The following is a 12,501-nucleotide window of genomic DNA, read 5'->3' on the forward strand; positions in this document are numbered from 1 at the left end:
GCAAAGCTCGCGCGCTCATTCCTGGGAAGAACACTATGCGCAGCCTTCGCCTCCCGCTTTATGTGCTCATCCTGATTGCAGCCGGAGCAACAGCACCGGCCTTTGCCAACCCCGAGACCTGCGCGAATCTCTGGACCGCCCGCAACGAGATCTACAAGGCGCAAGGCTACTGCTTCCGCACCCAGCGCGCGATCGCGGCTTTCGGCAATGCCGGCTGCCAGTACGACGCGATCGAGGACGTGCCGCTCTCGGCCAATGACCGCCGCGTGATTGCCGACATCGTTCGGCAGGAGCGGTCGTTACGCTGCCCGCGCTGACCCGAGGTCGCTGACAGCGATTGTCTGTGGAAGGCAGGGCTGCCCTGCGTCCAGCGCGAGCGAGGCCATGCTAGAAGCCCCGGTCGCGCGCCTGCGCCCGACCAAACAAGGCGATTCAAGACCGGTATGACGACAGCGATCGAGATGGGAACGACAAGGACCGGCGAGCCCGGTCTGATCGATCTCGCCGAATTGCTGGCGACGCGCCTGCTCGTCCAGGGCAATTCCGGCTCGGGCAAATCGCATCTGCTGCGCCGCCTGCTGGAGCAGAGCGCACCGCTCGTCCAGCAGGCCATCATCGATCCAGAAGGCGATTTCGTCTCGCTGGCCGACCAGTTCGGCCATGTCGTGGTCGATGCCGAATGCGGCGAGGCAGAATTGCAGCGCGTCGCGCTGCGCGTGCGCCAGCACCGCGTCTCGGTGGTGCTCAACCTTGAAAATCTCGAAGCCGACGAGCAGCTGCGCGCCACCGCCGCCTTCCTCGGCGGCCTCTTCGACGTCGACCGCTCGCTCTGGTTCCCGATGCTGATCGTCGTCGACGAAGCGCAGCTCTTCGCCCCCGTGATGGCGGGCGAGGCTTCGGACGAAGCGCGCAGGCTGTCGCTCGGCGCCATGACCAATCTGATGTGCCGGGGCCGCAAGCGCGGTCTCGCGGGCGTCATCGCGACGCAGCGCCTCGCCAAGCTCGCCAAGAACGTCGCGGCGGAAGCCTCCAACTTCCTGATGGGCCGCACCTTCCTCGACATCGACATGGCCCGCGCCGCCGATTTGCTTGGCATGGACCGCCGCCAGGCCGAGATGTTCCGCGACCTCGAACGCGGCCAGTTCGTGGCGCTGGGCCCTGCCCTGTCGAAACGACCGCTGCCGCTCAGGATCGGCGCGGTGTCTTCTGTCGATCGCGGAGGCGCACCGGGGCTGATGCCGCTGCCCGAGCAGGCGCCGGAAGAGGCCGGCAAACTGATCTTCACGCCCGGCGCGGACGAGCCGCCGCCGATGGCACGGCCGGTGCGCCCAGCACCGCGCCCGCGCCCGGACCCGAACGAGGTGCTGCGCCGGATCGAGACCTACCGCCCGGCCCCACAGCCGGAACCCGAGCCGGAGATCGAGCTCGAGCCGGAAGAGCGCGAGGCGACCATGGTCGAGATCCTGCGCGAACTGATGGCCGACCCGGAGGCCCGCTCGCGCCAGGTCGCGGTGCTCTATCAGGATTTCACCGTGCGCTGCCGCATGCGCCGGCTGGGCCGGACGAATCTGAGCCTCGAAGAGTTCCGCCGCAGGCTCGCCGTGGCACGGGCCGGTGTCAGCGACAGCGTCGCGACCAGCGAGGGCTGGCAGGCGGCATTGGCTGCCTCGGGCACGCTGCCCGAGGACCTGCAGGGGCTCTTCCTCTACATCGCCCGCACCGCGATCGAAGGCAGGCCCTGCCCCAGCGATGCCGAGCTCGCCGAAGTCTATGGCAGCCATTCGCCCAGCCGGGCGCGGCGCCTGCTCGGCTACATCGAAGAGCGCGGCCTGATCGTCTGCCATGTCGATTTCCGCGGCCTGCGAACGCTCGCCCTCCCCGCGCTGGGCGTCGAGACCGCACCGGGTCAGGCGCAGCCGCGGACGGCCGGGATGCCGCGCAGCGCCCGCGGCTAAACGCATCTCGTCTAACTCCCGAACCGCGCCGTCATCCCGGGCTTGACCCGGGATCGATGCCGGAGCGCGTCCGGCGCAGCTTGAGGCATGGACCCTGGACCTCCGCTTCGCCGCGTCCGGGATGACACGCTCCTTCTTCCGAAGTTCACTAGCTTCGGCGCCCCGCCTTTCGGCACGATGACTTCAACTCACGAATGCTGTTCCGCTCGGCGCACTAATCGCATTAGCTTCGAGCCGCCATGTTCCCGCCACCACAGGAGATCTGGATCATGGAATACCGGCGTTTAGGCCATTCGGGGCTCAAGGTTCCCGCCCTGAGTTTCGGCGCGGGCACCTTCGGCGGACAGGGGCCGCTCTTCAGTGCCTGGGGCAATACCGACGCTCGGGAGGCGCGCCGCCTCGTCGACATCTGCCTTGAAGCAGGGTTGAACCTCTTCGACACGGCGGACGTCTATTCGAGCGGCGCCTCCGAGGAGGTCCTCGGCGAGGCGATCAAGGGGCGGCGCGACAAGGTGCTGATCTCGACCAAAACCACCTTGCCGATGGGCGACGGCCCGAACGATGCCGGCTCGTCGCGCAGCCGCCTGATCAAGGCGACCGAGGACGCGCTGCGTCGGCTCGGCACCGACTATATCGACCTGCTGCAGCTGCATGCCTTCGATGCCGGCACGCCCGTCGAGGAGGTTCTCTCGACCCTCGACGCGCTCGTCAGGGCCGGGAAGCTTCGCCATGTCGGCGTCTCCAACTTTTCGGGCTGGCAGCTGATGAAGTCGCTGGCTGCCGCCGAGCGCCATGGCTGGCCGCGCTATGTCGCGCATCAGGTCTATTACTCACTCGTCGGGCGCGATTACGAATGGGAGCTGATGCCGCTCGGCATCGATCAGGGCGTCGGCGCGTTGGTCTGGAGCCCCCTCGGCTGGGGCCGCCTCACCGGCAAGATCAGGCGCGGCCAGCCGCTGCCCGCCGGCAGCCGCCTGCATGAAACCGCCGAATTCGGCCCACCGGTCGAGGACGAGCAGCTCTACGCCATCGTCGACGTGCTCGATGCCATCGCACAGGAGACCGGCAAGAGCGTGCCGCAGGTCGCGATCAACTGGCTGCTGCAGCGCCCGACGGTCTCCTCCGTCATCATCGGCGCCCGCAACGAACAGCAATTGCGCGACAATCTCGGCGCCGTCGGCTGGAACCTGACGACCGAGCAGGTCGCGCGGCTCGATGCCGCGAGCGTCCGCACGGCGCCCTACCCCTATTTCCCCTATCGGCGGCAGGAGGCCTTCGCTCGCCTCAATCCACCGGCGGTCTAAAGTCGAGCGCGGCCCGCGCAAAACTTGACCACCCCGCCTCCGAACGTGCATGACCTCAAGCCGTATTCACAGGTCCGGCCATGCGCGTTCTGTTGATCGACAACTACGACAGCTTCACCTGGAACCTGGTCCACCTCATCGGTGGCCTGGGGGCCGAGGTCGATGTCTGGCGCAACGACGCGCTGTCGGTCGAGGAAGCGCTGGGCGGCGAGCATGATGCGATCGTGCTCTCGCCCGGCCCCTGCACACCCAACGAGGCCGGAATCTGCCTCGACGTGGTCCGGCATGGTGCCGGCCGCAAGCCGATCTTCGGCGTCTGCCTTGGCCTGCAGGCGATGGGGCAGGCCTTCGGCGGCGACGTCGTGCGGGCGCCCGTGCCGATGCACGGCAAGGTCTCGCCGATCCGGCACAAATCACGCGGCCTGTTCCGCGGCATCAACGGGCCGCTGCAGGCGACCCGCTACCACTCCCTCGTGGTCGACCGCGATTCCTGCCCAACCGTCTTCGACATCGAAGCCGAGACCGATGACGGCCTGATCATGGCGCTCTCGCACCGGGAGCTCCCGGTCCACGGCGTCCAGTTCCACCCGGAGAGCATCGCCTCCGAGCATGGCGCGACGATCCTGCGGAATTTCCTCGATCTCGCCCAGCGATGGCGCAGCGAGCACGAAGCCGCCGCCCTGACCCCATCAGCCTGAATTCCGCAGAGATTCCATGGACGACTTCAAACCCTTCATCGCCAAGGTCGCGACCGGAGCGACGCTCTCGCGCGAGGAGGCGCGGGACGCCTTCGACACGATCCTCTCGGGCGAGGTCACCAATGCGCAGTCCGCCGCCTTCCTGATGGCGCTGCGCGTGCGCGGCGAGACGATCGAGGAGATCGCCGGCGCGGTCGGCGCAATGCGCGGCAAGATGCTGCCGGTGAAGGCGCCGGCCGAGGCGATCGACATCGTCGGCACCGGTGGCGATTCCTCCGGCTCCTACAATGTCTCGACGCTGGCCTCGATCATCACCGCCGCCTGCGGCGTGCCCGTCGCCAAGCATGGCAACCGCGCGGCCTCCTCGCGCTCGGGTGCCGCGGACGTGCTGACCGCGCTCGGCGTCAGGGTGGGGCTGGATTCGGCCGGCACGGAGCGCTGCATTGCCGAGGCCGGGGTCGGCTTCATGTTCGCGCCGACGCATCACGCCTCGATGCGCCATGTCGCGCCCGTGCGCACCGAACTCGGCACGCGCACGATCTTCAACCTGCTCGGCCCGCTCTCCAACCCGGCCGGCGTCAAGCGCCAGCTGATCGGCGCCTTCTCCGAGACCTGGCTCGAGCCGATGGTCAAGGTGCTGGCCTCGCTCGGCTCGACCCGCGTCTGGGCCGTGCACGGCTCCGACGGGCTCGACGAGATCACCACCACCGGCCCGACCCGCGTCGTCTCGCTCGATAGCGGCAGGATCGAGAGCTTCACGATCAGCCCCGCCGATGTCGGCCTTGAGCCGGCCAGGCCGGAGGTGCTGCGCGGCGGCACGCCCGAGCAGAACGCGGCTGCGCTGAACGCCGTGCTGGCCGGCGAGAGAACCGGCTTCCGCGACATCGCCGCCTTCAATGCGGCGGCGGCGCTGCTGGTCGCCGGCAAGGCCGCGAACCTGAAGGACGGCTTCGCCCAGGCGACGGCTGCGCTCGACTCCGGCAAGGCCAAGGCGACGCTCGCCGCGCTCGTCAAAGCCTCGAATGCGTGAGGCCGGCATGACCGACATCCTCGCCAAGATCGAAGCCTATAAGCGCCAGGAGATCGCGGCCGCCAAGGCCGCGGTGCCGCAGGCCGAGATCGAACGCCGTGCCCGCGCGGCCGCCAAACCGCGCGGCTTCGCCGATGCGCTCGCCGCCAAGCTCGCGGTCGGCAAGCCGGCCCTGATCGCCGAGATCAAGAAGGCCAGCCCGTCCAAAGGGTTGATCCGCGCCGATTTCGACCCGCCTTCGCTCGCCCGCGCCTATGCCGCCGGCGGCGCTGCCTGTCTTTCGGTACTCACCGACGCGCCCTCCTTCCAGGGCCAGCCGGAATTTCTGACGCAGGCGCGCGAGGCCTCCGGCCTGCCGGCGCTGCGCAAGGATTTCCTCTACGAGCCCTATCAGGTCTACGAAGCCCGCAGCTGGGGCGCCGACTGCATCCTGATCATCATGGCCGGCGTCGACGACGACACCGCCCGGGCGCTGAACGAAGCCGCTCGCGATCTCGGCATGGACGTGCTCGTCGAGGTGCATGACGACGCCGAGCTCGACCGGGCACTCAAGCTCGAAAGTCGGCTGCTCGGCATCAACAACCGCGACCTGCGCAGCTTCCACGTCGATCTCGCCGTGACCGAGCGGCTGGCGCCGCGCGTCCCGGCCGACCGCATCGTCATCGGCGAGAGCGGCATCTTTGCCCATGCCGACATCGCCCGTCTCAACAAGGCCGGCGTCAACAGCTTCCTCGTCGGCGAGAGCCTGATGCGGCAGGCGGACGTCACAGCGGCGACGCGGACCCTGCTGACCGGCCAGGCTCAAGAGAACGCGGCGTGAGCCGGCTCAGCCATCTCGACGCCCAAGGCCAGGCACATATGGTCGATGTCGGCGACAAGGCCGAGACGACCCGCATGGCAGTAGCCGAGGGCAGCGTCGTGATGGCGCCGGAGACGATCGCGATCGTGCGCGACGGAAATGCCAAGAAGGGCGACGTGCTCGGTACGGCGCGCCTCGCCGGCATCATGGCCGCCAAGCGCACGCATGAGCTGATCCCGCTCTGCCACCCGCTGCTGCTCAGCAAGATCGGGGTCGATCTGGAGATCGACGAGGCCTTGCCGGGTGTGCGCGTGCGCGCCGAGGTGAAGATGAAGGGCCAGACCGGCGTCGAGATGGAGGCGCTCACCGCCGTGTCCGTCGCCTGTCTCACTGTCTACGACATGGTCAAGGCCGTCGATCGGGCGATGCGGATCGAAAATATCCGGCTGCTGCACAAATCCGGCGGCCAGTCCGGCGACTACGAGGCGAAAGCCCGCTGATGGCGCTCACCCCGGTCCCCGTCGCGCGCAAGGCGCTGCTCGATAGCATTCCGGGGCCGACCGGGGCGGAAACCCTGCCGCTCGCGCAATGCGCCTGGCGGGTGCTCGCAGCCGATCTGAAGGCGCTCAGAACTCAGCCGCCCTTCGCCAACTCCGCCATGGACGGGTACGCCGTGCGCGGCGACGACATGGCTGAAGGCGCCGCCCTCTCTGTGACCGGCGAATCGGCCGCCGGGCGGGCCTTTGACGGTACGGTCGGGCCGGGCGAAGCCGTACGGATCTTCACGGGTGCGCCGATGCCTGATGGTGCCGACACCATCCTGATCCAGGAGGACGCCGACGGCGTCGGCAGCCCCACCATCCGCGTGCGGGTGCCCCCGGCCAAAGGCAAGTTCCTGCGCCGGGCGGGGCTCGATTTCCGCGAAGGCGACGCCCTGCTGTCGGCCGGACGCGTGCTCGACAGCGCCGCACTCGGGCTCGCCGCCGCGATGGGCCATCCCTCGCTGCCGGTCCGGCGCAAGCCGCGCGTCGCGATCCTGGCGACCGGCGACGAGCTGGTGGCGCCGGGCGAGCCTGTCGGGCGCGACCAGATCGTCGCCTCCAACTCCTTCGCGCTCGCCGCGCTGGTCGAAAAGGCCGGTGGCACCGTGCTCGATCTCGGTATCGCGCGCGACGACCATGCCGATCTCGCCAACAAGATCGGCATGGCGCGGGCTGCCGATGCCAACGTGCTGATCACGCTCGGCGGCGCCTCGGTGGGTGCCCACGATCTCGTACAGGAGGCGCTGACGCGGGCCGGGATGTCGCTTGGCTTCTGGAAGATCGCGATGCGACCGGGCAAGCCGATGATGACCGGCCGGCTCGGCCGGATGGTCGTGGTCGGGCTTCCCGGAAACCCGGTCTCCTCGATCGTCTGCGGCCACCTCTTCGTGCTGCCGCTGATCGAAGCCCTGCTCGGCCTGGCCGATGCGGATCGCGATCGCAGCATCCCCGCCCGCCTCGGCCGCGACCTGCCGGGCAATGACGAGCGTGAGGATTATCTGCGCTCGGAGCTGGCGCTGACGCCCGATGGTTGGGTTGCAACGCCTTTCGACCGGCAGGATTCCTCCATGCTCGGCACATTGGCGCGGGCGCAGGCGCTGACGATCCGCCCGGCCCATGCTGCGCCGGCCAGGATAGGCGACCTCTGCCGTATCCTGCCGCTGCTGTAGACAGGCGCCCTCGCGCGAACGGGTTGCGGAACACAAGGCGAACAGTTATGGTGTTCGTGATTTGTTTCGAATCTACGCTTTTCCGGGGCCGGCGGGATCATGCTGACACGCAAGCAACACGAACTCCTGCGCTTCATCCAGGAACGCTTGCGTGAGAGCGGGGTGCCGCCCTCCTTCGACGAGATGAAGGACGCGCTCGATCTGCGCTCGAAATCCGGCATCCACCGGCTGATCATGGCGCTGGAGGAGCGCGGCTTCATCCGCCGCCTGCCCAACCGGGCGCGTGCGCTCGAAGTCATCAAGATGCCCGATGGACTCGGTACGCCGCAGCAGCGGCCGCGTTTCAGCCCTGCGGTCGTCCAGGGCGGGCTCGGCACGCAGCCCAATCTCGGCAAACCCCGCCCCACCGCTGATGAGGACAGCCGTTCCTCCATCGCGATCCCGGTCATGGGCCGCATCGCCGCCGGCACACCGATTTCGGCCATTCAGAACCGCAGCCACACCGTCTCGTTGCCGCCCGACATGCTCGGCTCCGGCGAGCATTACGCGCTCGAAGTGCGCGGTGACTCGATGGTCGAAGCCGGAATCCTCGACGGCGACACCGTCATCATCCGCAAGCAGGACTCGGCCAATACCGGCGATATCGTCGTGGCACTGATCGACGACGAGGAGGCCACACTCAAGCGGCTGCGCAAACGCGGCTCCTCGATCGCGCTCGAAGCCGCCAATCCCGCCTATGAGACGCGTGTGCTTGGGCCGGACCGGGTCAAGATTCAGGGCCGCCTCGTCAATCTGATGCGGCGTTACTGAAGCCGCTCGACCTCGGCTTCGCCATCGGCGGATGCTGGCGGAATGCTGATGCTCGTTGCAGCGGGCGCCGCCAGACGCGGTTCGCGTCGGCGGCTCCACGGCCGATCGGCTGCGCTGGGCTCTGAGATGCGGCTGCTCCATCCCGACGCCGTGCGGTAGAGCGAGCTCGCGCCGTCGCGCGACAGTCCCATTCGCTCGATCAGCCGGGCCTTGCAGGCGCCGCTCCAGGGAATGGCGGTGACGACGAGGTCGGCCCGCAGGCAATCTTCGATGATCGCCAGCCGGTCGCGCGTGTAGGAAATCATGCGCTTGTCGGCCGTTTGCGCAACACAACCCAGTTGATCGCAAGCGATGCCGGCGCGCAGCGTCGGATCGTCCGGCGAGCGGCTGTCGCCGTCGGCACTCAGCCATTGCTGCAGCACGAAGCGGCTCGGCTTGCCGGCGACCGCAAGGCGTCCATCGAGGCCCCGCACCGCCAGCCCCGAACCGTCGCGTTCGATCAGGATTTCCGGCCGCTCCGGCTTTCCGGCGATGGCGACGCCGAGCACGATGGGGACCGCCGCCAGCCAGCGCCATGCCGTGGTCCAGAGCGTCAGCCAGAGCAAGGCCAGCACAAAGCAGGTCAGCACGGCCGGGCTGAAGGCGGCGATCATCACGGTGGAATGGTCGATGCTTGCGACCCAGTGCGCCACCTTGAGCACGACATCGGACGCCAGCCCCATCAGCGCCCAGGCGGGCCAGTCCAGCCCGAAGGGATAGGCCAGCACGCCGAAGACGGCGGCCGGCATGACGAAGAGCGAGACGAAGGGCAGCGCCATCGCGTTGCCGAGCAGGCCGAAGGGGTTGAAGGTCTGGAAGTGATAGGCCCCGAAGGGCGCTGTCGCCGCCGTCGCCAGCAAGGTGGTGACGATGATGCCGAGCGCCGCTGCCCAGACCGGCCCGAGCGGCCATGGCAGGCTCGGGGGCGGCTCCGTGCGTTTTCGGCTCTCCCAGCGTTCGGCAAAGGCGATCAGGGCAGCAACCGCGCCGAATGACATCTGGAAGCTCGGTCCGAGCAGCGCCTCCGGCTCGCGCAGCAGCACGATCATGGCGGCAAGAGCGAGATTGCGCATGCTCAGTGCAGCACGATCGACGAGGATCGCGCCGAGCATCACCAGCGTCATGATCAGCGAGCGTTCGGTCGCGACGTCACTGCCTGAAAAGATACAGTAGGCGGTCGCGCCGAGCATCGCCGCGACGGCCGCGATCTTCTTGATCGGCCAGCGCAGCGCGGCAGTCTGGGAGAGCGCCAGCAGGGCGCGCACCAGCCAGAAAATCGTCCCGGCCGCGAGAACCATGTGCAGGCCTGAGATCGAGACGATGTGGTAGATCCCGGCCGCGCGCAGGTCATTGTTCGTCGCCTCGGTGATCAGGCCGCGCTTCCCCGTGACAAGGGCGGCAGCGACCGCCCCCCCTTGCCCGCCGCCCGCCTCGGCGATGCGCCGGGTCAAGGCGTTGCGGGCCCGGTCGATCGTGACATCGACGGCAAGGCGCGTCGGCATTGGATGCGGCGCGGGCGCCGACGCGATCTTGCCTGCGATACTGCCGACTGCGCCGATGCCGCGGAAGAAGGCATCGCGCCCGAAATCGTAGCCGCCCGCCCGAGCCGGCCCCGGTGGAGGCAGGAGCCGCGCCGTCGCCGCGATATGATCCCCCGCAGCGACCGAGCCGGCGCGGATATTGACGCGCACTCGCCTTGGACGCTCCGCGGCCGGCATCCCGGCGAATTCAGTTACCAGCAGGACAATGCGGGCGCCGTTGTCGCGTGCCTCCACGCTCTCGACGAAACCCGTCACCTTGCCGATTCGCGGCCGTTCCAGCATCGGCGCGGCGATATCGGCCGTCCGCCAGACGCCGGCGGCAAAACCCGCGAAGGCGGCGGCCGCCGCCAGACAGGCCATCGAGGCTAACCGACGGGTTCGCAGCGCGAACGCGAAGATCGCGCTGAGCGCGAAGCCGGTCAGAGGCGCCCACAAAGCCGGCTCACGATCTGCCGCGAAATAAAGCAGGATGCCGACACCCGTCGCCACAGGCAGCCATAGGAACGGGCGGCGACGCTCCGCCTCCAATTCGAGCGCCTGACCGAACCGAGCCTGCCAGTGGTTGAACCAGGCTTTGAAGCGAACGGAGATCAGCCAGGGCGCGAGCAGGCGCAAAGGCAAGGCCTCGGCTCGCGCGCCGCGCGGCATGTCCTGCCCCGGCGGCCCCGGCTGCATTCTCCGCCCCTCCCCCGCCGGCGCAGCAATTTGACCGCTTAACCTTTCCGGCCAAGCCATGTTACAGGGCGCGCGCCGGTTGTCATGTCATGACCTGCGCCATTTCCCTGTCTTGCCCCGGGCGGCTCGTGCCGCCCGGCCGGAGTTGCCTTCCATGAGCAATGCCGTCGTCACGCGCTTTGCGCCCTCGCCCACCGGTTTCCTGCATATCGGCGGAGCCCGCACGGCACTGTTCAACTGGCTCTATGCCCGCCGCCAGGGCGGCAAGATGCTGCTGCGCATCGAGGACACCGACCGCGAACGCTCGACCGACGCAGCCATCGCCGCGATTCTCGACGGGCTGGAATGGCTCGGCCTCGATTGGGACGGCCAGACCGTCTATCAGTTCCAGCGCGCGGCGCGCCATCGCGAGATCGCCGAGCAGATGCTCGCCGCCGGCAACGCCTATTACTGCTATGCCAGCCAGGCCGAGCTCGAGGAGATGCGCGAGAAGGCGCGCGCCGAGGGCAAGCCGCTGCGCTATGACGGGCGCTGGCGTGATCGCGATCCGTCGACCGCGCCGGAAGGCGTGAAGCCGGTGATCCGCCTCAAGGCGCCGCAGACCGGCGAGACCGTGGTCAACGACGAGGTCCAGGGCCGCGTTATCTGGCAGAACGAGAATCTCGATGACCTCGTGCTGCTGCGCTCGGACGGCACGCCGACCTATATGCTCGCCGTCGTGGTCGACGACCACGACATGGGCGTGACCCATGTCATCCGCGGCGACGACCATCTCACCAATGCCGCCCGCCAGACCCAGATCTACGATGCGCTCGGCTGGGACGTACCGAGCATGTCGCATATCCCGCTGATCCACGGTCCCGACGGCGCCAAGCTCTCGAAGCGCCACGGCGCGCTCGGCATCGATGCCTATCGCTCGATGGGCTATCTGCCGGCGGCGCTGCGCAACTATCTCGTGCGGCTGGGCTGGAGCCATGGCGACCAGGAGGTCTTCTCCACGCAGGAGATGATCGACGCCTTCAATCTCTCCTCGATCGGCCGTTCGCCCGCCCGCTTCGACTACGCCAAGCTGGAGAACCTCAACGGCCTCTATATGCGCCAGTCGAGCGACCAGGAACTGCTCGACGCGCTGAAGGTGATCCTGCCGGAGATCGGCCCTGCCCGCGGACTCGGCCCAACGCTGTCGCCCGCGCTCGAAGCGCGTTTCCTCGCAGCGATGCCCGGCCTCAAGGAGCGCGCCAAGACGCTGGTCGAGCTGGTCGACAGCGCCTTCTATCTCTATGCCCCACGCCCGCTGCAGCTTGACGACAAGGCCAAGAGCCTGCTCGACGAAGCCGCGCGCCAGCGCCTGCCGCAGATCGCGGAGAAGCTCGCCGCGGTCAGCGACTGGTCGCCGGCTCCGCTCGAAGCGGCCGTGCGGGCCTATGTCGAGGAGACCGGCATCAAGCTCGGCCAGGCGGCGCAGCCGCTGCGCGCCGCGCTGACCGGCCGCGCCATGTCGCCTGGCCTGTTCGACGTGATGGCCGTGCTTGGCCGCGACGAGACGCTGGCGCGGCTCGCCGACCAGGCCTGAGCTGTCGTCAATGGGGCATCGCCGCTGCCGAGCGGTGCCCCTCTTTCAGCTTTCATGCTCGCGCATGCTGCCTCGCGATGGCGGCGTTGTCGCTGCTCGCGCAGATATGATCCGGACGCGGTTCCAATCGCCTTTAGGCTTGGTTGAATGCACTGGGCAAATGGTCTAGTGACGCGCAAGTGCGTTGCGCGGCCACCCCGCGGCGGGGCACGAATATTGCTTGTAAATCAGTCACATGGGTCTCCTTCCACCTCCCCTCCCGACATCAGCCCGTCACATCGCGGGCCGCGGATGGGAAAAGGCTGGCGCGGAAGTGCCGGCGGACAGGCGAAACAGGGGCTGAACAGCAGCGAGCCTTGAAAGGAT

Annotated in this window: 11 protein-coding genes; 10 read left to right on the forward strand and 1 reads right to left on the reverse strand. The window is 68.3% G+C overall.

Annotated features, from left to right (window positions below; translation table 11 throughout):
• Nucleotides 1–35 precede the first annotated feature (35 nt).
• The 9 genes from AC1DDA_RS08825 to lexA all read left to right on the forward strand — a co-directional run bounded on the left by AC1DDA_RS08825 (nucleotide 36) and on the right by lexA (nucleotide 8,307).
• Nucleotides 36–317 (forward strand): YARHG domain-containing protein, encoded by a 282-nt coding sequence (locus AC1DDA_RS08825; RefSeq protein WP_476795479.1) that lies wholly within the window; start codon nucleotides 36–38, stop codon nucleotides 315–317.
• Between the two features lie 126 nt (nucleotides 318–443).
• Nucleotides 444–1,955, forward strand: coding sequence for a helicase HerA domain-containing protein (locus AC1DDA_RS08830; RefSeq protein ID WP_476795480.1), 1,512 nt, complete (start codon nucleotides 444–446; stop codon nucleotides 1,953–1,955).
• Nucleotides 1,956–2,224: 269 nt separating this feature from the next.
• Nucleotides 2,225–3,259: an aldo/keto reductase gene (locus AC1DDA_RS08835; protein WP_476778564.1), complete on the forward strand. Its 1,035-nt coding sequence runs from the start codon at nucleotides 2,225–2,227 to the stop codon at nucleotides 3,257–3,259.
• Between the two features lie 80 nt (nucleotides 3,260–3,339).
• Complete coding sequence (locus tag AC1DDA_RS08840; protein WP_476778565.1) at nucleotides 3,340–3,957, forward strand: anthranilate synthase component II; 618 nt, start codon at nucleotides 3,340–3,342, stop codon at nucleotides 3,955–3,957.
• A 16-nt stretch (nucleotides 3,958–3,973) separates the two neighbouring features.
• Nucleotides 3,974–4,987, forward strand: coding sequence for an anthranilate phosphoribosyltransferase (gene trpD, locus AC1DDA_RS08845; protein WP_476778566.1), 1,014 nt, complete (start codon nucleotides 3,974–3,976; stop codon nucleotides 4,985–4,987).
• A 7-nt stretch (nucleotides 4,988–4,994) separates the two neighbouring features.
• Entirely contained in the window at nucleotides 4,995–5,807 is an 813-nt protein-coding gene (gene trpC / locus AC1DDA_RS08850) for an indole-3-glycerol phosphate synthase TrpC (RefSeq protein WP_476778567.1), read from the forward strand.
• Complete coding sequence (gene moaC, locus AC1DDA_RS08855) at nucleotides 5,804–6,286, forward strand: cyclic pyranopterin monophosphate synthase MoaC (RefSeq protein ID WP_476795481.1); 483 nt, start codon at nucleotides 5,804–5,806, stop codon at nucleotides 6,284–6,286. Before trpC ends, moaC begins: the two co-directional genes overlap by 4 nt.
• The gene (locus tag AC1DDA_RS08860; RefSeq protein WP_476795482.1) at nucleotides 6,286–7,497 is read left to right on the forward strand and encodes a molybdopterin molybdotransferase MoeA; all 1,212 of its coding nucleotides are present in this window, start codon (nucleotides 6,286–6,288) and stop codon (nucleotides 7,495–7,497) included. The genes moaC and AC1DDA_RS08860 overlap by 1 nt, the downstream gene beginning before the upstream one ends.
• A 99-nt stretch (nucleotides 7,498–7,596) precedes the next feature.
• Nucleotides 7,597–8,307, forward strand: a complete 711-nt coding sequence (gene lexA, locus AC1DDA_RS08865) for a transcriptional repressor LexA (protein WP_441512610.1) — start codon at nucleotides 7,597–7,599, stop codon at nucleotides 8,305–8,307.
• Here lexA and AC1DDA_RS08870 read toward each other — a convergent pair.
• Entirely contained in the window at nucleotides 8,301–10,562 is a 2,262-nt protein-coding gene (locus AC1DDA_RS08870; RefSeq protein ID WP_476795483.1) for a ComEC/Rec2 family competence protein, read from the reverse strand. The two genes, lexA and AC1DDA_RS08870, sit on opposite strands and share 7 nt — an antisense overlap.
• A gap of 154 nt (nucleotides 10,563–10,716) precedes the next feature.
• On the opposite strand from AC1DDA_RS08870, the gene gltX reads away from it, so the two are divergent.
• Complete coding sequence (gene gltX, locus AC1DDA_RS08875; RefSeq protein ID WP_476795484.1) at nucleotides 10,717–12,135, forward strand: glutamate--tRNA ligase; 1,419 nt, start codon at nucleotides 10,717–10,719, stop codon at nucleotides 12,133–12,135.
• Nucleotides 12,136–12,501 lie beyond the last annotated feature (366 nt).

The sequence above is a fragment of the Allobosea sp. 10N428 genome (assembly GCF_056394545.1).